Origin of the sequence: Streptococcus hyovaginalis DSM 12219 (genome assembly GCF_000420785.1) — a bacterium.
In the GTDB taxonomy this organism is placed as follows: domain Bacteria; phylum Bacillota; class Bacilli; order Lactobacillales; family Streptococcaceae; genus Streptococcus; species Streptococcus hyovaginalis.
Genome location: NZ_ATVP01000011.1, coordinates 26,582 through 46,970, shown reverse-complemented (window position 1 = coordinate 46,970; position 20,389 = coordinate 26,582). Strand labels below are relative to the sequence as shown.

18 protein-coding genes and 1 tRNA gene are annotated in these 20,389 nt (G+C 42.1%); 5 read left to right on the top strand and 14 right to left on the bottom strand.

What is annotated here, in order from left to right:
- Nucleotides 1-85: 85 nt before the first annotated feature.
- From G574_RS0108215 to G574_RS0108195, 5 genes are read right to left on the bottom strand one after another with little or no spacing between them, the layout of a single operon-like run.
- The gene (locus tag G574_RS0108215) at nucleotides 86-706 is read right to left on the bottom strand and encodes a HutD family protein (protein WP_029691789.1); all 621 of its coding nucleotides are present in this window, start codon (nucleotides 704-706) and stop codon (nucleotides 86-88) included.
- A 24-nt stretch (nucleotides 707-730) separates the two neighbouring features.
- Entirely contained in the window at nucleotides 731-2,404 is a 1,674-nt protein-coding gene (locus G574_RS0108210; protein WP_029691788.1) for a formate--tetrahydrofolate ligase, read from the bottom strand.
- A 17-nt stretch (nucleotides 2,405-2,421) separates the two neighbouring features.
- A complete protein-coding gene (locus G574_RS0108205; RefSeq protein WP_029691787.1) occupies nucleotides 2,422-3,048 on the bottom strand; it encodes a cyclodeaminase/cyclohydrolase family protein in 627 nt (208 codons plus the stop codon).
- Between the two features lie 9 nt (nucleotides 3,049-3,057).
- Nucleotides 3,058-3,957, bottom strand: a complete 900-nt coding sequence (gene ftcD / locus G574_RS0108200; protein ID WP_029691786.1) for a glutamate formimidoyltransferase — start codon at nucleotides 3,955-3,957, stop codon at nucleotides 3,058-3,060.
- A 60-nt stretch (nucleotides 3,958-4,017) separates the two neighbouring features.
- Nucleotides 4,018-6,045: a urocanate hydratase gene (locus G574_RS0108195; RefSeq protein WP_029691784.1), complete on the bottom strand. Its 2,028-nt coding sequence runs from the start codon at nucleotides 6,043-6,045 to the stop codon at nucleotides 4,018-4,020.
- 219 nt (nucleotides 6,046-6,264) lie between these two features.
- Between G574_RS0108195 and hutI the strand changes: the two genes are divergently transcribed.
- The 5 genes from hutI (at nucleotide 6,265) to G574_RS0108170 (ending at nucleotide 12,737) form a co-directional block, all read left to right on the top strand.
- Nucleotides 6,265-7,530, top strand: coding sequence for an imidazolonepropionase (gene hutI, locus G574_RS0108190; protein ID WP_029691783.1), 1,266 nt, complete (start codon nucleotides 6,265-6,267; stop codon nucleotides 7,528-7,530).
- A 152-nt stretch (nucleotides 7,531-7,682) separates the two neighbouring features.
- Nucleotides 7,683-7,753, top strand: a tRNA-Cys gene (locus G574_RS0108185).
- A 372-nt stretch (nucleotides 7,754-8,125) separates the two neighbouring features.
- A complete protein-coding gene (locus tag G574_RS0108180) occupies nucleotides 8,126-9,448 on the top strand; it encodes a DNA/RNA non-specific endonuclease (protein WP_029691782.1) in 1,323 nt (440 codons plus the stop codon).
- 64 nt (nucleotides 9,449-9,512) lie between these two features.
- The gene (polA, locus tag G574_RS0108175; RefSeq protein WP_029691781.1) at nucleotides 9,513-12,149 is read left to right on the top strand and encodes a DNA polymerase I; all 2,637 of its coding nucleotides are present in this window, start codon (nucleotides 9,513-9,515) and stop codon (nucleotides 12,147-12,149) included.
- Nucleotides 12,150-12,737 (top strand): hypothetical protein, encoded by a 588-nt coding sequence (locus G574_RS0108170; protein WP_029691780.1) that lies wholly within the window; start codon nucleotides 12,150-12,152, stop codon nucleotides 12,735-12,737.
- Nucleotides 12,738-13,189: 452 nt separating this feature from the next.
- Here the strand turns inward: G574_RS0108170 and G574_RS0108165 are convergent, their stop codons facing one another.
- From G574_RS0108165 to G574_RS0108125, 9 genes are all read right to left on the bottom strand, one after another.
- Nucleotides 13,190-14,143: a S66 family peptidase gene (locus G574_RS0108165; protein ID WP_029691779.1), complete on the bottom strand. Its 954-nt coding sequence runs from the start codon at nucleotides 14,141-14,143 to the stop codon at nucleotides 13,190-13,192.
- Nucleotides 14,144-14,207: 64 nt separating this feature from the next.
- Nucleotides 14,208-14,645: a hypothetical protein gene (locus G574_RS0108160; protein ID WP_029691777.1), complete on the bottom strand. Its 438-nt coding sequence runs from the start codon at nucleotides 14,643-14,645 to the stop codon at nucleotides 14,208-14,210.
- Between the two features lie 183 nt (nucleotides 14,646-14,828).
- Complete coding sequence (gene groL, locus G574_RS0108155) at nucleotides 14,829-16,451, bottom strand: chaperonin GroEL (RefSeq protein ID WP_029691775.1); 1,623 nt, start codon at nucleotides 16,449-16,451, stop codon at nucleotides 14,829-14,831.
- A 123-nt stretch (nucleotides 16,452-16,574) separates the two neighbouring features.
- On the bottom strand, nucleotides 16,575-16,859 hold the full coding sequence (gene groES, locus G574_RS0108150) for a co-chaperone GroES (protein ID WP_017770242.1): 285 nt from the start codon (nucleotides 16,857-16,859) through the stop codon (nucleotides 16,575-16,577).
- Nucleotides 16,860-17,331: 472 nt separating this feature from the next.
- Nucleotides 17,332-17,622, bottom strand: coding sequence for a hypothetical protein (locus G574_RS0108145; RefSeq protein ID WP_029691774.1), 291 nt, complete (start codon nucleotides 17,620-17,622; stop codon nucleotides 17,332-17,334).
- Between the two features lie 19 nt (nucleotides 17,623-17,641).
- Entirely contained in the window at nucleotides 17,642-18,475 is an 834-nt protein-coding gene (locus G574_RS0108140) for a PTS system mannose/fructose/sorbose family transporter subunit IID (RefSeq protein WP_029691772.1), read from the bottom strand.
- A gap of 1 nt (nucleotide 18,476) precedes the next feature.
- The gene (locus tag G574_RS0108135; protein ID WP_029691771.1) at nucleotides 18,477-19,334 is read right to left on the bottom strand and encodes a PTS mannose/fructose/sorbose/N-acetylgalactosamine transporter subunit IIC; all 858 of its coding nucleotides are present in this window, start codon (nucleotides 19,332-19,334) and stop codon (nucleotides 18,477-18,479) included.
- A 24-nt stretch (nucleotides 19,335-19,358) separates the two neighbouring features.
- Nucleotides 19,359-19,853 (bottom strand): PTS sugar transporter subunit IIB, encoded by a 495-nt coding sequence (locus tag G574_RS0108130; RefSeq protein ID WP_029691770.1) that lies wholly within the window; start codon nucleotides 19,851-19,853, stop codon nucleotides 19,359-19,361.
- Between the two features lie 31 nt (nucleotides 19,854-19,884).
- The gene (locus G574_RS0108125; protein ID WP_029691769.1) at nucleotides 19,885-20,325 is read right to left on the bottom strand and encodes a PTS sugar transporter subunit IIA; all 441 of its coding nucleotides are present in this window, start codon (nucleotides 20,323-20,325) and stop codon (nucleotides 19,885-19,887) included.
- Nucleotides 20,326-20,389: the final 64 nt, after the last annotated feature.

Sequence of the window (20,389 nt, the reverse complement as noted above, 5' to 3'; positions counted from 1 at the left end):
ACCAGTAACTATCGAGACATTGATGAGCGATGAGAAAATGAGTAGCTTAGTAAAAGAACGTTATATCGAACAGGTCTTGACAAGATTATTCTTTCTTTACCTGTCTCCAATCACTTTTTTGCCATAATCCTGCCCAAACTGCTACCGGCGTTTGAACCGGACTATCTCGCCTAGGAATAACACGTAACTTTAATCGACAATCGGCATTTTCGATAATTAATAAATGCTTGGCCTTTAGCGCTGTAACAGCTCCACCATCACAGGTATAGAAGATATCAACCAAAGCATAAAGCAAGTGGTAATAAGCCCTAGGTGCTTCAAAAGGTGACACTGCCCCTATAGGCAACAACTGTCCATGATAACGATCATTATAGATCAAGTTCATATCTTGGCAGGTGCCACGACTGACAATCCTTGTATCACCTTCAAACTGATAAGGCTCAAAAGGGGCTAAATCCATTTCTGTAGAGCGGCTTAAATCACACAAGGTGATGGGATTGTCTAAACTCATGATCCAGCGATGGTACCCCTCTAACAAGGTAAAAGTCGTTTGCCTTAAAGCTACCGTAGCCGTTGATAGGCGAAAAGAGAATCGTCTTTCTCCATAATTTCCATTTTCAGGATAGAGATACAATTGCTTGGTTTTACCACCAGACCAGTCTGTTAAAACATAGTCTGAGGGTGTCTTTATAGTTACGATTGTCATCAGCTATCTCCTAATAAGTCTTATTTAAAATAATCCTGTAATCGTGCCCTCCTTATCAATATCAATTTTTTCACTAGCGGGCACTTTAGGTAGCCCTGGCATGGTCATAATGTCCCCAGTGAGAGCTACGATAAAGCCAGCGCCTGCTGATACCTTGAGATGCCTGATTGTGACCGTAAAATCTTTTGGAGCTCCAAGTTTTTTAGCATCATCAGAGAAAGAATACTGCGTTTTGGCCATACAAATCGGATAGTTTCCAAATCCCAAGCGTTCCAACTCAGCCATTTCTCGCTTAGCTGCAGGTGTTAAACTAATGTCCTCTCCACCGTAGACTTTAGTAACAATTTTCCTTAATTTGGTCTCGATACTATCTTCGTCGTCATAAACAAAGCTAAAATGATTATCTTGCTCAGCTAGTGCAACAACTTTTTCAGCTAACTCATGGCCACCTTCGCCGCCTCTTGCCCAGACATCTGAAATCACCACATCGACACCACGTTTGGCACAGGCATCGTAAACAGCCTGAAGTTCAGCATCCGTATCCAGAGGGAACTTATTAATCGCGACAACTGCTGGAAGACCATAAACTTCCTGAATGTTCTCTAAGTGTTTATCGAGATTTGGCAAACCATCAATAACCGCTTGAACATTTTCAGTACCCAAATCTGCCTTAGCAACACCACCATGCATTTTTAGGGCTCTGATAGTCGCTACTAAAACGACGACGGAAGGCCGTAAACCTGACATCCGGCACTTGATGTCGATAAATTTTTCCGCACCTAAATCTGCCCCAAAACCAGCTTCTGTCACGGCATAGTCACCGTATTTTAAAGCGAGTTTTGTCGCTAGTACGCTGTTACAGCCGTGTGCGATATTGGCAAAAGGTCCACCATGGATAAAGGCAGGTGTATGCTCCAAGGTTTGAACTAAATTGGGATGAACCGCATCTTTTAACAGAGCTGCCATAGCACCCCCAGCTTTCAGATCCTTGGCTGTTACCGGTTCTCCTTGATAATTATAACCGATAATGATTTTTTCTAAGCGGGCTTTCAAATCAGTGATATTTTCTGACAAGCAAAGGATAGCCATAATCTCAGAAGCTACAGTAATGTCATAGCCATCTTCTCTAGGAACACCATTGACCTTCCCTTGCAAGCCATTAACGATATGGCGTAGTTGACGGTCATTCATGTCTACCACGCGCTTCCAGGTGATGCGTCTCGAATCAATGCCTAAAGCATTTCCTTGGTGGATATGGTTATCGATCAAGGCTGCCAAGAGATTATTCGCAACACCTATAGCATGAAAGTCCCCTGTAAAATGCAGGTTAATATCTTCCATTGGAACCACTTGGGCATAGCCTCCCCCAGCAGCCCCACCTTTTATTCCGAAAACAGGTCCTAAAGAAGGTTCACGAAGGGCAATGACTGCCTTCTTGCCGATAGCTGTGAGGGCATCCACTAAACCAACAGAGGTCGTTGTTTTGCCTTCTCCCGCAGGCGTAGGGGAAATGGCAGTCACTAGTATCAACTTGCCATCTGGTTTATCTTTGAGCGAAACCAGTTGTCGGGCGTCAATTTTAGCCTTGTATTTCCCATAATGACAAAGAACGTCATCATCAATACCTAAGCGACTAGCGACTGTACTAATGGGTTCCATAGTAACTGAATTTGCAATGTCAATATCTGATAAAACCATGTCTTCTCCTTCATTTTTCAAACAATGTCGACGATAGACTCGTAAATCGTATCTGCCAGAGAACACCCTCTCTCAAGCAACTCTTCCCCTTTTTGACGGTAAGTTGTCACAAATGAGTCGTCCTTGATGCCAGAGAGGTTTATGAGGACATTCAACCATGCGCCCTGCAAACCTGCTTTGAGGCTTAAGGCTGCCACACCTAGGTCACTAGCCGCATTGGTATTGGATTTACCGACAGCTTTTCGAGTGACTTCTAAGGCTTCCACCATCACAAGCATCATGTCATAAGGGGATTGCGCGGCTTCTTTTAAGGCACTTTGCATGGCTGCTCGTCTAGCCGCCTTTTCTTCGTCAGTTTCTTTTGGCATCTCAAAGACCGCTGATACTAAATTAAATGCCTCGGTGTCCTTGTCTATGGCTGCTAGCAGTTGTTCTTGCAAGATGCCGCTTTTGTGATGAATATCTGCAATCACATCTTGAACGTCAGCGTATTTTTTCTTTCCCAAGGTTAGTTCACAGACCATCTTGGTTAAAGAAATACCATTAGCACCTGACAAAGCCGCGGCTGAGCCACCTCCAGGGGCAGGAGCATCTGATCCCAACACACTGGCAAAATCTCTCAAACTTAAATCAACTAATCCCATAGATGCCTCCTATCCTAATAGATGGTTTTCTAGAACCTGCTTACCATAATCGAAATCTTCGATCTGTAAGTAGTACTCTGCAACATCAATCAAGGCCTTAGCTGGCGTAAGCCCAATCACTTCAGAACCAATAATCCTTACACCGTAACGTTTAGCTTCGAAGCGAATGGTTTCAAATGTGCGATAAAGAGAACATTTCTCAAAATTAACCATATTCATGGAAACTTGGGCAATATGACGGTCATCAAGCATAACACCAATGGCTTTACAATATTTAAAGCCACCACCTGAGCCGCGAATAATTTTGGCAATCTTATTAGCAATCTCAATATTATCAGTATCCAAGTTAACATTAAAAGCTACAAGTGGCATACGAGCCCCAACTGCAGTAACGCCTGCTGTTGGATGGATCTTCCGATCACCGTAATCCGGAGCCCAATCGTCTTCCAGTAACTTTTCAGGCATGCCTTCAAATTGCCCTTTACGCACCTTAGCGAGGTTTTGACGCTCTGGACGTGTCGCCGAATCTTCGTAAAGAAATATCGGAATACCGAGTTCACGATTTATCCGTTCGGCGACTTTTTTAGAGATATCCACGCATTCAGCCGTGGTAATATCCTTGATTGGCACAAATGGACAGACATCTGTCGCTCCCATACGAGGATGCTCTCCTTCATGTTTGGTCATATCAATATGTTCCGAAGCATATTTGACTAATTGAAAAGCCACTTCCTGAATAGCTTCATCATCACCAACAAGGGTAAACACACTACGATTATGGCTAGCATCAGAAGAATAATCTAACAAGGTTACTCTTGAAATACTTTTAGCAGTTGCAACCAAGCCATCAATGACCTCTTGGTTACGTCCTTCAGAAAAATTTGGAATACATTCAACAATTTTCGCCATGCTAATCTCCTTTGACATGAATAGAGTAATTAAAACGTTTAAATGGTAGCGATTACATTTTTACTTAAATAACTGAGCAACGGCTGAGGTAACGAGGTCGTCAGCTAGGTATGGAATCGTGATATGATCGGTACCTTCACGTAATTTATTGTATTCAATAGCTGTTTCAATAGCATGATCATTACGCGCCCAGTTGCGTCTAGCGACACCACCCATGGTATCCCAAGCAATGGCTGATTTGATAATCTCATCAACGCGTTCACTACCGTCTAATACCAAGCCAAAACCGCCATTGATAGCCTTACCAATACCGGTACCACCACCATTATGAAGCGCAACTAAACTCATACCACGCGCAGCATTGCCGGCGTAGCACTGCACTGCCATATCACACGTCACATTGGAACCATCTTTGATATTTGACGTTTCTCGGAAAGGCGCATCCGTACCGGATACATCATGGTGGTCTCGACCTATCATAACTGGACCAATCTTGCCTTCACGAATCAATGCATTAAACTTAAGCGCAATATTGACACGTCCCAGACAGTCCTGGTATAAAATGCGGGCCTGCGTACCAACTACCATTTGATTTTTCTCAGCATCACGAATCCAATTGTAATTATCACGGTCTTGATAGCGACGGTTTGGATCGATCACTTCCATAGCAGCATGGTCTGTCGCAACCAAATCCTCATGTTTGCCACTCAAGCAAACCCACCGGAATGGCCCATAACCATAATCAAATAACATTGGTCCCATGATATCTTCAACGTAAGATGGCCAAATGAAACCGTCCTTATCATCCATACCATTTTTCGAAATCTCTTTAACACCAGAGTCGTAGACGGATTTCATAAAGGCATTACCATAATCAAAGAAATAAGTACCATTTGAGGTTAGCGTCTTGATGGCCTCAAAATGACGGTGTAGGGTCTCATCAACCATGCGACGGAAAGTCTCTTTGTCTTCTGCCAACAAACGTGTTCTTTCATCAAAACTAATGCCCGCCGGGCAGTAACCCCCATCATACACGTTGTGACATGAGGTTTGGTCTGACAAAAGGTCAACGGGGATATGATGTTCGTTAACATACTCTAGTAAATCAACAATATTCCCATGATAGGCAATAGATGTGGACTCTTTGGCATCAAGAGCTTTTTGAGCCAATTTCAGAGCATCTTCTGGACTTTCAGCGATTTGACTAATCCAACCTTGCGAATGGCGTGTTTCGATACGAGATTGGTCGACTTCCGCCACGATGGCTACCGCTTTTGCGATCTCAGCTGCCTTTCCTTGTGCACCACTCATGCCACCGAGACCAGATGAAATAAAGAGTTTACCCGTCAAATCCCCATCATCTGCGACACCAAGTTTTAAGCGGCCGGCATTCAAAAGCGTATTAAAGGTACCATGAACAATCCCCTGAGGACCGATATACATCCAGCCCCCGGCTGTCATCTGACCATAGTTGGTAACCCCCATCTCTTCAGCAATTTCCCAATCGGCCATGTTATCATATTCGCCAACTAGCAGACCATTCGTGATAATGACGCGAGGCGCTTCTGGTTTTGAATAGAATAAACCGACAGGGTGACCAGATTCAACAACCAAGGTTTGATTTTCTGTCATTACCTCTAAGTATTTTTTAATTAGGCAATACTGCATCCAGTTCGCACAAACAGAGCCAGTTTCGCCATAAGTCACTAATTCATAAGGATAGAGGGCGATTTCAAAACTCAAGTTATTGTCAATCATGACCTGCATGGCTTTAGCAGCCGTACAATTTCCCTTGTACTCATCGATTGGTTTGCCATAAATACGGTCTTTAGGTCTCCAACGATAACCGTAAATCCGTCCTCGTGTTTTGAGTTCTTCTAGAAACTCTGGAATGACCTCTTTATGAAATTTTTTGGGAACATAGCGTAAGGCATTCTTCAGAGCAATCTCTGTCTGTGCCTGTGTTAAGCGAAAACCTCTATCAGGTGCTCGCCGGATTCCTTCTTGAAACACTGTTTTTTCAGGTAATACATCGTCTAATTTCACTGTCATTGCAGCTGCAATGTCTGCTTCACTAAAATATGACATAAAAGTGCCTCCTGTAAGATATTATTCTCGGTCTAAGTATACCCTAGAACAGTCTATAAAAAGTCAACTGGGCGACAAAGTACAAAAAAATACGAAAAATATTTCTGAACCGTATTTTTTGACCAAAATTTGACGCTTTAGGCGTAAACTAACACTATTAATAAGCAATCTTAGAGGAGACAAAACGATTTTTTGACGCTAACACACAAGGAGGTTCTTATGATTGCTGATATGATACTCACCCACTTTAATCAAATCTTTTGCTCAAATGACCCCGGTCATCCCCTACGGGGACCTGAGATGAAAACGGCAGAAATCATCTCTGATGGTTATATCGCTATAAAAGATAGTTTAGTTTTGGCAGTTGGATCTGGAGAACCTGATGCGTCCTTGATTGGTCCACATACTGTGATGCATTCTTATGAAGGTAAAATAGCAACTCCAGGACTTATTGATTGCCACACTCACCTGGTTTATGGAGGCAGTCGAGAACACGAATTTGCAAAAAAATTAGCTGGCGTTTCCTATCTAGACATTCTGGCACAGGGCGGAGGCATTTTAAGCACTGTGAAGGCAACTAGAGAAGCCACTTTTGATACTCTTTACCAAAAGTCCAAGAAACTTTTGGATTATATGCTCTTACATGGTGCGACAACTGTCGAAGCTAAGAGTGGTTATGGCTTAAACTGGGAAACCGAAAAAAGACAACTCGATGTTGTTGCAGCTCTTGATAAAGATCATCCCATCGACCTCGTTTCAACTTTCATGGCAGCACATGCCATTCCAGAAGAATACAAAGGTAACAGCCAAGACTATCTCGATCACATTGTTGAAGAGATGCTACCTGCTGTCAAAGAGAGAAATCTAGCGGAATTCTGTGATATTTTTTGCGAAAAAAATGTCTTTACGGCTGAAGAAGCTCACTATTTGTTAAGCAAGGCCAAGGCCATGGGCTTCAAGCTTCGCATTCACGCTGAGGAGATTGCTTCCATTGGAGGCGTAGATGTCGCAGCAGAATTAGGGGCAACCAGTGCTGAACATCTGATGATGGCCACTGACGAAGGCATTGCTAAAATGAGTGAGGCAAAAGTTATTGGCAATTTGCTTCCAGCGACCACCTTTAGCCTTATGGAAGACACCTACGCCCCTGCTCGTAAAATGATTGAAAAGGGCATGGCTATCACCCTATCAACCGACAGTAATCCCGGCAGTTGCCCAACAGCCAATATGCAATTTGCCATGCAGCTGGGTTGCTTCATGATGGGATTAACCCCGATAGAAGTCTTAAATGCTGTCACTATCAATGCGGCATACTCTGTCAATCGCCAAGAAAGGGTCGGAAGCCTAACCATTGGAAAAGAGGCTGATATCGCTATTTTTGATGCTCCCAACATTGACTACCCTCTCTATTTCTTTGCAACCAATCTGATCCATCAAGTTTATAAGAAAGGTAAATTAATCGTCGATCAAGGACGAATTCTTTAAGTCATCTGTTCTTCCAAAAAGAAGTTTAAGTGCTACTTAAACTTCTTTTTTATGCATGGATTTCAAACATCACGTCAATCTGATACCTACTATGCAAACTAAAATTTCAACTTGACGCAAAAAGCATTTTAAGGTAGAATATAGTTTGTTGTGGCGGTATAGCCAAGTGGTAAGGCACGGCTCTGCAAAAGCTTGATCGTCGGTTCAAATCCGTCTACCGCCTTTCAGTACCTAAGTTAACAGAATTTAACTACACGAAAAGCCCGATTTTTTGGGCTTTTTTGATTTTCCATCGGATTCATTCAGGCTAATTTTGTGGATAATTTGGGGTGAGTGGTTATTCGCGAATCACTTTCTTATCAAAGTCCATTACAACAGACTCATTACAAAAATAGTTACTATAGCGGCAACAAAAAAGACCAAAGGTAAACTTGCGCCAATAATAGCCATAACAACCATCTTCCTGACAAAACATCTCATTTCTGAGATGTTTCTCGATTGTTTTTATTAATTTTAGACTTCAAACTAAATTGACTGAAAGCCCTTTCTGTTTTATAATTGAGATGGATTTTCAATAGATAAGAGGGTAACACTTATGAATCGAGTAGCTAAGTTTATTGCCATCGTTTTAGTAATTGGTTTTATCATAAAACTCCTGCCCATACTGGCATTTATTGCCCTCATCCTTGCGATTTTCTACGCCGTTTTTAGAAAAAATCTTAAAATCGCTCTTCTTACCTGCCTAGCATCCTTTCTTTTCTTTACAGTTTCCAATACATTATCGAACCACAAGCAAGCAACTTCTTCTAGCAGTCAAGAAATGCTACTAGAATCCAGTCAAACAAGCTCAGATAAAGAGGCTAAATCCTCTTCTTCAAAAACCAACTACAAACGAGAAGGAACTGGAAAAGAAAACGAAGCTAAACCTCAACTCACGAACGTTTCCTCTAATCCATCACAAGGGAATTCAAGCTCCAAAACTGACAGTAAACCTACCATATCGGAAGAAACGGCTCAAACCCAGGAAAATGGCACTCTAGCTTTCACAAAGCAAAAACAGCTCTTGCTAAAACCCTTGGATGATCTGGGGAGAGCTAGTTTAGCTCACATTCAGTTGCAAAATAGCCATGAACCTGAAATTAAACGAGACCAACGTATCGACTACAATCCTGTCGGATGGAAAAACTTCAATTTTTACTATTTGGATGGCAGCAAAAAAGCCTGGTTAATGAATCGCGGACATCTAGTCGGTTACCAGTTTAGTGGCTTGGACGAAATACCAGAAAATCTTGTTCCTATGACTGCTTGGTTAAATACGGGCAACTACTCCGGTATGGACAGCAGTAATACTGACAGCATGCTTTTCTACGAAAATCAATTGGACAATTGGTTAGCCAACCATCCCAACTATTGGCTCGATTATCAAGTTAGAGCCATATATGAAGGAGATGATTTATGGCCAAAACAGATTGAATTACAATACGTCGGACTTGATGAATCTGGTAAACTCCAACCTATCCAATTAAGCACTCCTAAAGAAACAACCGATGCCTACGGTGTCACACGGGTGATCCTAGATAACATTTCTCCCAATGCCACTATTGATTACACCAAAGGTATAGCCACAGGAACTGTTGAGAGTGCCGAAGTTCAAGAACGCGCCCGACAAGCTCAGGCAAAACAAGCAGCTAGTCAACAAGTGCCAAGTGACAGTTCTACTCAAACTGCCACTGATACTGGTGTACCCGCAAATCCTGAAACCGATGATCCCATCGTCTATGTCACCGGTGGCGGAAAGTCTGAAGTTTACTGGTATTCTACTGCTAATATGCCTCACAATACTAACCCCAATAATATAATACAAATGCCCAGAAGCCAAGCAGAAGCTTTAGGGAAACGGCACTCACTTTCAGAATAAGCCAAAGAGCACCATTCAGGTGCTTTTTGCATGGCTATCATGCCTTTTCTGCTATAATAGAAGCATGACTAATGCGAAACAAAAACTCTTATTGATCGACGGTTCATCCGTTGCTTTTCGGGCCTTCTTCGCCCTCTATCATCAGATTGACCGCTTCCGTAACCCTAGTGGTCTTCATACCAACGCCATTTACGGCTTCCACCTCATGTTGGATCATCTCATGGATCGGGTGCAGCCAACCCATATTTTAGTGGCTTTTGATGCCGGCAAAACAACCTTCCGGACAGAGATGTACGCTGACTACAAAGCTGGTCGTGCCAAAACGCCTAATGAATTCCGCGAACAGTTCCCTTATATCCGAGAAATGCTAACTGCTCGTGGCATTACATACTATGAGTTAGATAACTACGAAGCTGATGACATCATTGGAACATTGGATAAGATGGCAGAGCTGGAAGACTTTGATGTGACCATCGTTTCTGGCGACAAAGACTTGATTCAACTAACTGATCAAAATACGGTAGTCGAAATCTCCAAAAAAGGCGTCGCTGAGTTCGAAAAATTTACCCCAGCCTACCTCATGGAAAAGATGGGAATTACACCTGAACAGTTTATTGACCTCAAAGCACTCATGGGTGATAAATCTGATAATATCCCTGGTGTCACTAAAATCGGTGAAAAGACTGGTCTCAAACTGCTTTTAGAGCATGGGAGCCTAGAAGGTATCTATGACAACGTTGATAGCATGAAGCCGTCTAAGATGAAAGAAAACCTCATCAATGACAAAGAACAAGCTTTTCTATCAAAAACACTAGCCACCATCAATACCAAAGCACCTATCACTATCGATTTATCTGACACGGTCTATATGGGACCAAAAGTCGAGGAATTAGCTAACTTCTATGACGAAATGGCCTTCACTCAGTTCAAAAATGCCTTGGTAGGAGAAGCAGAAACACCAACCTTTGACAGTCCCTTTGAAGAAGTCAATGCGGTATCTGCTAAGCATTTCAGCGACCAAGACTTTTTCTACTTTGAAATGCTCAATGACAATTATCATGTCGAAGAAATCATCGGATTTGCTTGGGGAACAAAAGAAGCCATCTATGCTTCTACAAACCTGGATCTACTAAAAGAAGCAGCCTTCCAAGAAGTGCTGGCCAAACCTATGCAAACCTATGACTTTAAACGGGTTAAAGTATTGCTGTCTCATCACGGCATTGACATTTCTGCGCCTAGCTTTGATAGTCGCTTAGCCAAGTACCTCCTCTCAACGGTTGAAGATAACCAACTGTCAACCATCGCCCGTCTTTATACCGCTCTACCTCTAGAAAGCGACGACGTCGTTTATGGCAAAGGTGCTAAGCGTGCGGTTCCTGAAAAAGAAGTGCTGCTGGGCCATTTAGCTAAAAAAGTCCAAGTGCTTATCGAGAGCAAGGAACCTATGCTTGCTAAGCTTGAGGAAAACGACCAAATCAACCTCCTCTTTGATATGGAACAACCATTGGCAAATGTCTTGGCAAAAATGGAAATCGCTGGTATCAAGGTCAATGGTGGCACCTTAGCAGAGATGGCTCTTGAAAACCAAGCCATTATTGATAAACTCACTCAAGAAATCTATGAAATGGCAGGGCAAGAGTTCAACATTAACTCACCTAAACAATTAGGGATTCTCCTCTTTGAAACCATGGGCTTACCGATCTCATATACTAAGAAAACCAAAACTGGCTACTCCACTGCTGTTGATGTTTTAGAGCGACTAGCGCCTATTTCCCCAATCGTCTCTAAGATTTTGGAATATCGCCAAATCGCCAAACTTCAATCCACTTACTTGATCGGTCTACAAGAATATATCCGCGATGATGGTAAAATCCACACGCGCTATGTCCAAGACTTGACGCAAACTGGGCGTCTGTCATCAACTGACCCTAACTTACAAAATATCCCCATCCGCCTAGAACAAGGGCGTCTTATCCGTAAAGCCTTTACCGCCTCAAGTGACAATGCGGTTCTCCTCAGTTCCGACTACTCCCAAATCGAGCTCCGTGTACTGGCTCATATCTCGGGCGATGAGCACTTGATTAATGCCTTTAAACATGGGGCAGATATCCATACGTCAACAGCCATGCGTGTCTTTGGCATCGAAAAACCAGAAGATGTCACTAGCAATGATCGCCGTAATGCCAAGGCTGTTAACTTTGGTATCGTCTATGGCATTTCTGACTTTGGTCTTTCGAACAACTTGGGCATTCCAAGAAAACTAGCTAAAGAGTATATTGAAACTTACTTTGAGCGCTATCCTGGTATCAAAAACTACATGGAAACGGTTGTTCGTGAAGCCAAAGACAAGGGGTATGTCGAGACTCTCTTCAAACGCCGCCGTGAGTTACCAGATATCAACTCTCGTAATTTCAATGTACGTAACTTCGCTGAGCGTACGGCTATCAACTCTCCTATACAAGGAAGTGCTGCGGATATTCTCAAAATTGCTATGATTAACCTTGATAAAGCTCTTACCGAGAGCGATTTCAAGACAAAAATGTTACTCCAAGTCCATGACGAAATTGTGCTTGAAGTCCCAGAAAACGAAATCGAAAACATTCAAACATTGGTCAAAGAGGTTATGGAAACAGCGATCGAGATGACGGTGCCACTTCTGGCAGAAGAATCCTATGGAAAAACCTGGTATGATGCCAAATAGATGGCTACTATCATCTCGCTACTTTTTGCAGGACTCAACCTGATCAATGGCATTTTAGCTATCATGCTGATTATTGCCTTAAAAGCAAGATTTTGGGCAATTGCGCTAGCCTTTGGAAGCTATCTCATTATCCGAGAGTGCCTCTACAAATTTATTCATCTTATGAGATATCACCCCAAACCAAATAAAATCATACTTGGCAGCTTTGGTCGTGCCATCACGCTACCAACCTTTATCAAAAACAACCCTGACTACCTTAGCCTATATCAGCAACGTTCTAAAAAATTACAAAGACACTACTTTTTCTGCCAACTGCTTTTTCACCTGACGGTCATGCCTGTTGTGGCCCGCCTTGGCTTTTCACTAATTCGTCATCTAGATGATCGTCAGTCCTCCACTCCTGCTATAATCGTGGGGATTATCCTCATTTTCGGGCTGGGACTTGGAACTCACTATTTAGCTGATAGTTTGACAAAATGGTTTCTTAAATATCGCGAGGCCAAGGTTTTGCTCGTCGAAAGAGAACAGACCATACTGACAGGCACAACGCCAAACCAGCCAACGTTATCCAATTCGAAAAAAAGTTAAGCTTTCTTTTAGCTTAGGATACTATACTTTATTTATCCTAAAACTTTTTCATAATCTCCGAAAACAAGTCCATAAAGAGTGGGCTTGTTTTTTTGTATTTTTTTCACTATTTTTAACAGTAATAAGGATGATTTTGGGACGAAAAAATCACCCTTTCAGATGAAAAGGTGATTTCTAATATAATCATGATACTTAAACGTATTAACTGTTCTTGGTCACTATTTCTTGGTCAAAGCCAGATACACAAAAATTGTTCACATTAGCGTACCAAAGAAGTTAGGATTATATCTCCGCTATTTACCAGCTGCTTTTAGACTTCTTTTATTACTCTTTCAACTTTCTAACACGTAAGCATCTTTCATAGTTCACTTCATATCATCAAAAAGCTATACTAAATCAGACGCCAAATAATTTTTTGCAAGTAAAAAGGCTAGAAAAATTAAGGTTAAACATTATTCTTGAATGTGGATAGAAAGCTTATTCGTATCCACCGTCACCTGTGCTCCTATCGTGATCGTAAACAAGGGTTGCGTATGCGCAAAGTCCGTATCGTAAATGACAGGAATCTCTTTTAAAACAGGATGTTTAGCCAGAATATAAAGCAAGAGTTCTTGAGTCATGCCACATTCTTTAGGAAAACGTCCTAAAACAAGGGCTTGCGGACTAGGATAGGCTTGTAGAATAGCGGCTAAATGGCGGTCAAAGTCCAAATAATCATCTTCTTCGGCTTCCTCTAGGAAAAGAACATACTGCTCTGGCTTAGGAGCATAAGGAGTGCCTCTCAAGAGACCAAAAGTTGATAAATTCCCTCCAATCAAGGTGCCACTTGCTGAACCTTCTGTATAAACCTTCCACTCTGTCGGCATAAAATGACGGGACTGACTAGGGTCATACCAAGGATCACTAGACCATTCTTGGCTAGGTTCTAGATCATATGACGTTTGACTTAGGGCTTTTAACCAACTCTCCGACTGGTAATTTTGGCCACCCTCCATCTTAAAACTCGAGTAAGAGGGCCCCATATAAGTCTGCATGCCCGTTTTAGCATAAATAGCATTTAAGACAGCTGTCGTATCCGAGTAACCACAGATCACCTTAGGATGCCTAGCGATTAACGCATAATCCAAATAGGGCAAGAGTTCATTAGAGTTAAAACCACCGATAGTGGCTAGGATGCCATCAACTGTCTGGTCTTTGAAAGCAGCATGCAAATCGGCTACACGGCTCTCAATCGATGCAGAACCTAGCATATCATGCTCCATATAATGCTCTGAAAATGACAAGGAAAAACCGAGTTTTTCCAAAGTCTCCTTAGCCTCAAGATTAGCGTCGAAACCACCAATTCTTTCGATAGATGACGACGGGCTAAGGATACGTAAATGACTTCCTGGTTTTAAAACTGACATGAGAATACCTCCTAAAGCTTTTCACGACTATAGCACAAAACTAGAAAAGAAAAAAGTGGTTTTATCATTTACGAGAACGGTAAAGAAGAATAGCTAAAAGAAAGAGACCGCCTGTTAAAAAACTAGCCGTAAACATTAAAAACGAGGGGACTGAGATGCCTTGGTTGGCTAGTAGACGTAACATGGGTAAGCCTATTTCTCTGCGCAAAGGTTTTAAGCAGATAAAGGCAATGATAAGACATGTGATGATAAGGTATGTCCAGCGTAAGATACGATAAATACCTTGATCTGTTTTTGCTAAAAGATGCAGAATAGTCATCACTAAAACAAGAGGGAAACCGATCACATAAGAAACAGCAGCTGGAACAAAGGCATAGATTTGACCTAAACTTGCAGCTCCTTCTAGCTCAGACAGCGGTGGTAAATATAAGGAAAACATCAGCAAACTTGCTAAAAACAAACAAGCTGAAACAATAGGGGGATAATTAGGGAGATGTTTCATATAGACTCCTGAATACCTGTTTTTCCCATTATAACACAGTAAAATGCTACTAGTTTGTTCTGACTGGTAAATAAGGCAGCATCAAGCATGCTATAAACAGAGAGATTACGAGGATATACTAGCTCGTCACTAAAAAAACCAACCTTTGAATAGCTTTGTTCAAAGGTTGGTTTTTCTATTTCATTACATCATACCACCCATTGGGTCCATGCCTGCTGGCATAGTTGGGCTTTCTGGTTCTGGCTTGTTAGCCACGACAGCTTCTGTGGTCAAGATAAGACTTGCAACAGAGGCAGCATTTTGAAGGGCAGAACGCGTCACCTTAACAGGGTCAATAATACCTGTTTCGATCATATCAACCCATTCACCATTGGCCGCATTGAAGCCTGTACCAAGCGTTGATTGTTTCAATTTGTCGATGACAACTGAACCCTCATAGCCAGCATTGTAAGCGATTTGGCGAACTGGCTCTTCAAGAGCACGAAGGACAATATTACGGCCTGTAGCATCGTCACCCTCAAGGTCAAGAGCAGCTACCTTATCAATCACATTGACAAGAGCCGTTCCACCGCCGGCAACAATACCTTCTTCCACAGCGGCACGTGTAGCATTAAGAGCATCTTCAATACGAAGTTTCATTTCTTTAAGCTCAGTCTCAGTAGCTGCTCCTACTTTGATGACAGCCACACCACCAGCTAATTTAGCCAAGCGTTCTTGTAGTTTCTCACGATCGAAGTCTGAAGTCGTTGTTTCCAATTGAGACTTAATCAAGTTTACACGATTGGCAATAGCAGATGCCTCACCAGCACCTTCAACAATGACCGTGTTGTCTTTATCGACAGTAATACGAGCAGCTTGACCAAGCGCAGCCATTGTCGCATCTTTGAGTTCAAGTCCAAGGTCTTCTGTGATAACCGTACCACCAGTAAGCACAGCAATATCTTCAAGCATGGCTTTACGACGGTCACCAAATCCAGGAGCTTTAACAGCAACGACATTGAAAGTACCACGAATCTTGTTGAGGACAAGTGTTGGAAGAGCCTCTCCATCCACATCATCTGCAATGATCAAAAGCGGACGACTGGTTTTTAAAACTTCTTCAAGAAGTGGCAAGATGTCTTGAATGTTTGAGATCTTCTTGTCTGTGATTAAAATAAATGGATTTTCAAGATCTGCAATCATTTTTTCATTGTCAGTTACCATGTATTGAGACAAGTAACCACGGTCAAACTGCATTCCTTCAACCACTTCAAGCTCTGTTTCCATACCACGAGACTCTTCAATAGTGATCACACCGTCATTACCCACGCGCTCCATAGCTTCAGAGATATACTCACCAACTTTTTCAGAGCGTGATGATACCGCTGCTACTTGGGCAATGGCTTCTTTTCCAGAAACAGGTTGTGAAATAGCTTTTAGCTCTTCAACAGCAGTCGCCGTTGCTGCTTCAATGCCACGACGGATACCAATTGGGTTAGCACCTGCAGTCACGTTTTTAAGCCCTTCACGGACAATAGCTTGTGTTAAAACAGTTGCTGTTGTCGTCCCATCACCTGCAATGTCATTCGTTTTTGAAGCCACCTCTGAAACCAGTTTAGCTCCCATGTTTTCAAAATGATTTTCAAGCTCAATTTCTTTAGCAATGGTCACGCCATCATTTGTGATCAGTGGTGAGCCAAAACTTTTCTCAAGAACCACATTACGTCCTTTAGGACCAAGCGTCACCTTAACTGTATCTGCTAAAACATCAACACCGCGAACCATACTTTCGCGCGCATCAGCTGAAAATTTAATATCTTTTGCCATAATTATGATACCAAGACCGCCCGTAATTGGACAGAAAATTAGGAGTCTGACGCTGGAGACTGCTCCAAGGAAGACTATCTATTTTCCGACAATTACAGGTCGGGTCAAATCCTTTCTATGTCTTTACTCTACAATCGCTACAATATCAGACTCGCGGATGATGGAAACTTTCTCATTGCCGTTTTTGACTTCAATGCCGGCACCGCTTTCCACCAAAACTTTATCACCGACAGCAACGCTCGGTGCAACTAAGTCACCATTAAGGGTACGCACACCTTGCCCAACAGCGACAACTTGTGCTGCTTTTGTCGCTTCATGAGAAGCACCAGCCAAAACGAATCCACCAACGGATTTTTCTTCAACGTCATCAAATGTGACAACAACACGATCACCTAAAGGTTTTAACATCAATATATGCCTCCGTACTCATAATATAAAGAGAATAGTTCTCATTTTAGCACTCTTCATATCTAAGTGCTAATTCCAAAATCTATTATAGCACTTGGTCAAAAATAGTCAAAAGAAAAAACACCAAAAACGGTATGTTTTTAAGAACAAAAATAATGAAACACTATTTATCTGCCGAGATACTCAAGCATACCTAAAATGAAATCACTTGTGATAAGCGTAAAAGCCATACGCTCCTTGAAAAAGAAAGAGAAGCTAGCCAGACTAACTTCTCTTTTTATTGATACTGTATGAGCTACAAAGTACTGTAATTGGCATGAATCATTACGAAAATACTATTCCTGTCAATAGATTGGGGGAAATCCATTTTGCCAGCATTGATAATCTAGAGGCTCACTCACTGACACTTTCTGTATCAAGGATACAGCACCATTTCACTATAACTGTCATTAAGATATTTGTATTTAACAAATCAATCATTTACAGATTTCAATGTTTGTTCAAGGTCATCAATCACCTTACTGACATTTTGTTTACCTTTATAGATGCCATAGCCAAACAGTAGCATACCTAAACTCCCAATCAGCACTAAGAGCAAACCAAGGATTTTTAAAAGAATGTGGCCATTAAAGAAGATAAATATCACCACACCTATGCTAGCTATGATAAAAAGTAGCGAAAACCAGCGCCCCAGATTTTCAATCATGTGTTTCTGGTAAGCAATCTCCGTTTCATACCCTTCGATAATCCCTTGTTTTGTCATAAGATCTCCATTTTTATCTCTAATAAGATAGGCCTGGATCAAAGAATCCGACAAGTACCCCAACTAAAGCAATAACAACCAACAAGAGCATTACTTTAATCGGTGACATGTTTTTCTTAGCCATCAACCACCAACAGAAAACGATAAAGATCGCTGTCAATAAACCTGGGTAAACCGCATCCAACTGATCTTGCAAAACCAAATAAGGATTTTTAGCACTCCCTAAACTAAAGGACGTTTTCACAGATACCCAAGTTGCAGCAACTGCACCGATAACCATACCACCGACAATGCCGATAGCTTTCCGAATAGCGATTCCTTGAGGTCCTACAAGAAATTCTACCGCTTTATCTCCAAGTTCATAACCTTTAAAGTAGGCAAATCGCATACCAAAGTAGGCTAGCAAGTTCCAAACGATAATATAGAAAATTGCACCTGCTGGAGAGCCACCTGTTGAAAGGCCAAGCGCAATCCCTAAAAGCACAGGAATCAAGGTCCCAACAATCAATGAGTCACCAATACCTGCGACCGGTCCCATAAGTCCTGCACGCATCCCATTGATCGCTTCGTCGTCGACAGGTTCGCCATTGGCACGCGCTTCTTCCAAACCAGCCGTCACACCGACGACTACTGTTCCCAGCTGAGGTTCAGTATTGAAGAAAGCGGTATAGGTTTGCATGGCATTCTTTTGAGATTCTTTGTCATCATAAAGCTCCTCAACAATAGGAAGCATGGATGTCAAATAACCAAAGGTCTGCATGTGCTCTTGAGAGAAACAGGTTAGGTGTCCATAATACCAGTGATGTAAGGACTTGGTTAAGGTTTTTTTAGAAATTTTCTTTACATCAGCCATCTTAAATATCCTCCTCTTCTTCCTCATCCTCTAAATCAGCGACTGCCGCTACCAGTCGAGAATTTGCCTTTAATTTTGCCATATCAATTTCATAGAACAAAAGGGCAAAGATCAAAGAGATAACTGCACTGGCTACCAAGTTTAAGCCAAGTGATGCCGCCAAAGTAAAACCAACAAAGAATGGGATAAAGTCCGTCACTTTTTCAACCAATTGTTTCAAGAGGATAGCGATCCCCACACATGGTAGGAGGGCACCGACTGTAAAAAGGGTTTTCATTGCAATACCGTCCATAGGGAGTGCTGCTTGGAGAGCTGTTACAGCTGAAGGCCCTAATTTACACATGATAAGTGTTGGTAAGAATGAGAAGAGGAAGTGTGAAATCCAAGGAAGACCCCAGTCAACCATATAAAGTTTTTTGAAGTTTCCTTCTTCAACAGCCTTCCAGCCAATGTGCTGCCAAGCCAAGTTCATCGTTGCTGTACCGTAGAAAAGAACCGTACCAATAGTCCCTACCAAAGTTCCCATTGATTTGGCAAGGTCAGCCGCTTCACCAGAATTAGCGGAAATGCCTTGTGCCGTAATAGCAACCATAGCAAGTGGAATACCGATATAAGACACTGCACGCACATCAGCAGATACCGTACCACCTGGCGTTACCAGAGCGATATAAACCAACTGCATAGCTACCCCACAGACAATCCCTAATTTGATATCTCCTAAAATGAGACCACAGACAAGTCCTCCAACCAAAGGACGACCAAGCGTATAGTTACCAATACTTGAACCACCCATACCTGGCATAGATGCTAAACTTGCAAACAGACCAAGCAAGGCAGCTTGAAACCATGATATTGCCATCTTTTATCTCCTTTTTTAAAATGATTAATAACCGAATTTACTTCTGAAATCTGACCAGTAGCCAATAGACACATCTGGCAAGAGCTGGAATTTGACACGATAGCCTGCTTTTTCAATCTCTTCAATAGCAGCTGCTTCTTCTGGCGTAATCGATTGGTTGTTGCCAAGCTTGATGGCACCCGGACGATCGTTAGCTGGTCCAACGATAATTTCTTTAACGTCTCCTGGTACAAAACCTTGATCTACCAAGATTTTTTTCATGTCTATAGGATTTTTAGTAATGACAAAATAGCGCGTATCGGAATCCAAAACCTTTTGTGATTTTTGCCCAAAAGCATCGACTGTCCACACAAATGTTTTTTTATCAGAAGCACCTTTATAAGCCTGCGTCAAGACCTTATTAGCCGCTGCGGCATCATTAACCGCAATCAAGCCATCACAAGGGTATTCTTTTGCCCAACGGGTTACGGTTTGACCATGAATCATACGATCATCAATACGTACAAAAGTCACTGACATAATAATTACCTCTTTTCTTTTTACTTAATCATTAGATATCGTCGTCTTCGACATCATCTTCATCTTCTGTGCCCACTTTAAATTCTTGTAAGGCTGCGGATGCTTCCGGCAGTACAGCCGCTACAAAATCATCTCCTTCAAGAGCATCTTTCATAACAACCGATGTCACCGCCATAGGAAGGTTCATCCCTCCCAAAACAGTCGCTGTTAGTAACAAACCTTTTTCATCTAAGACACCCAAAACCGTTGTTAATGGGCTACCACCTACGATGTCTGCTAAGACTACTACACTATCTTCGAGGGTAAGAGACCCAAGAGCCGATCGTACCTCGAGGGCAAACTCATCAACTGAAGAACCATTTCTGAGCCCTACTGCAATGACCTGATCCATCTTATCTTCAGCAAACATGGCTAAGGAACTTTTTAACCCTTCTGCAAAGCCACCATGACTGACAAGAACTAAATACTTCATATCTTTTCTCCTTTTGTTACCTTTATTCTAGTTGTTTTGGAAGCGTTTTTTAATTGCTAGATGT

Bases quoted from the DNA above. Each gene is read 5' to 3' on its own strand.
- G574_RS0108215 (WP_029691789.1), bottom strand. From the start codon at position 706: ATGACAATCGTAACTATAAAGACACCCTCAGACTATGTTTTAACAGAC.
- G574_RS0108210 (WP_029691788.1), bottom strand. From the start codon at position 2,404: ATGGTTTTATCAGATATTGACATTGCAAATTCAGTTACTATGGAACCC.
- G574_RS0108205 (WP_029691787.1), bottom strand. From the start codon at position 3,048: ATGGGATTAGTTGATTTAAGTTTGAGAGATTTTGCCAGTGTGTTGGGA.
- ftcD (WP_029691786.1), bottom strand. From the start codon at position 3,957: ATGGCGAAAATTGTTGAATGTATTCCAAATTTTTCTGAAGGACGTAAC.
- G574_RS0108195 (WP_029691784.1), bottom strand. From the start codon at position 6,045: ATGTCATATTTTAGTGAAGCAGACATTGCAGCTGCAATGACAGTGAAA.
- hutI (WP_029691783.1), top strand. From the start codon at position 6,265: ATGATTGCTGATATGATACTCACCCACTTTAATCAAATCTTTTGCTCA.
- G574_RS0108180 (WP_029691782.1), top strand. From the start codon at position 8,126: ATGAATCGAGTAGCTAAGTTTATTGCCATCGTTTTAGTAATTGGTTTT.
- polA (WP_029691781.1), top strand. From the start codon at position 9,513: ATGACTAATGCGAAACAAAAACTCTTATTGATCGACGGTTCATCCGTT.
- G574_RS0108170 (WP_029691780.1), top strand. From the start codon at position 12,150: ATGGCTACTATCATCTCGCTACTTTTTGCAGGACTCAACCTGATCAAT.
- G574_RS0108165 (WP_029691779.1), bottom strand. From the start codon at position 14,143: ATGTCAGTTTTAAAACCAGGAAGTCATTTACGTATCCTTAGCCCGTCG.
- G574_RS0108160 (WP_029691777.1), bottom strand. From the start codon at position 14,645: ATGAAACATCTCCCTAATTATCCCCCTATTGTTTCAGCTTGTTTGTTT.
- groL (WP_029691775.1), bottom strand. From the start codon at position 16,451: ATGGCAAAAGATATTAAATTTTCAGCTGATGCGCGCGAAAGTATGGTT.
- groES (WP_017770242.1), bottom strand. From the start codon at position 16,859: ATGTTAAAACCTTTAGGTGATCGTGTTGTTGTCACATTTGATGACGTT.
- G574_RS0108145 (WP_029691774.1), bottom strand. From the start codon at position 17,622: ATGACAAAACAAGGGATTATCGAAGGGTATGAAACGGAGATTGCTTAC.
- G574_RS0108140 (WP_029691772.1), bottom strand. From the start codon at position 18,475: ATGGCTGATGTAAAGAAAATTTCTAAAAAAACCTTAACCAAGTCCTTA.
- G574_RS0108135 (WP_029691771.1), bottom strand. From the start codon at position 19,334: ATGGCAATATCATGGTTTCAAGCTGCCTTGCTTGGTCTGTTTGCAAGT.
- G574_RS0108130 (WP_029691770.1), bottom strand. From the start codon at position 19,853: ATGTCAGTGACTTTTGTACGTATTGATGATCGTATGATTCATGGTCAA.
- G574_RS0108125 (WP_029691769.1), bottom strand. From the start codon at position 20,325: ATGAAGTATTTAGTTCTTGTCAGTCATGGTGGCTTTGCAGAAGGGTTA.